The 511-nt window shown below is 63.8% G+C and carries 1 protein-coding gene; it reads left to right on the top strand.

Annotated elements, in window-relative coordinates; translation table 11 throughout:
- Positions 1-511 (top strand): AFG1/ZapE family ATPase (zapE, locus tag AACY52_RS30150; RefSeq protein WP_339561353.1); only part of this gene is annotated, 511 nt, incomplete at both ends.

The following is a 511-nucleotide window of genomic DNA, read 5'->3' as shown; positions in this document are numbered from 1 at the left end:
GCCCAGACATCGGCTGCACACCCTCAACGGTAAATTTGTTCTGGTACCAGGCTTTGATTACGGCGTGGGAAGCCGGTGACGCCGCGACGACGTCAACGCTGGTGAAGCGCCTCTATGACAGCAAGGTGCAGATCACCGCGAAGCCGCCGGGCGACAACGTGCCCTGGTTCGTCTCGCTGCTGGTCTCCTGGCTGCCCTTCATCGCGCTGATCGAGTCGCGGCTTGATGTGATCGCGCTCAACGGCCCGACCGATTATCGGCGCGACCGGCTGGGTCAGGTCGACACCTGGCTGGTGCCCAACGGCCCCGAAGCGACGCGAATCCTCTCGGGCGATTTTTTCCGCCTCACCGATTTTCCGGTCGAGGATCGCGCGCATGTGCCGTCCGAGGATCTGATCGTGCAGGGTCGCACGCTGCATGTGCCCAAGGCACTGAAAGGCGTCGCGGCGTTCAGCTTCAAGCGACTATGTGCCGAAGCGCGCGGGCCCGCCGATTACATCGCGATCGCCCG

Origin of the sequence: Pseudomonas sp. EA_65y_Pfl1_P113 (genome assembly GCF_963970525.1) — a bacterium.
GTDB lineage: Bacteria > Pseudomonadota > Gammaproteobacteria > Pseudomonadales > Pseudomonadaceae > Aquipseudomonas > Aquipseudomonas tritici.
Note: the sequence above shows the minus strand (reverse complement) of the source record. Positions and strands in the feature narration are given on the sequence as shown.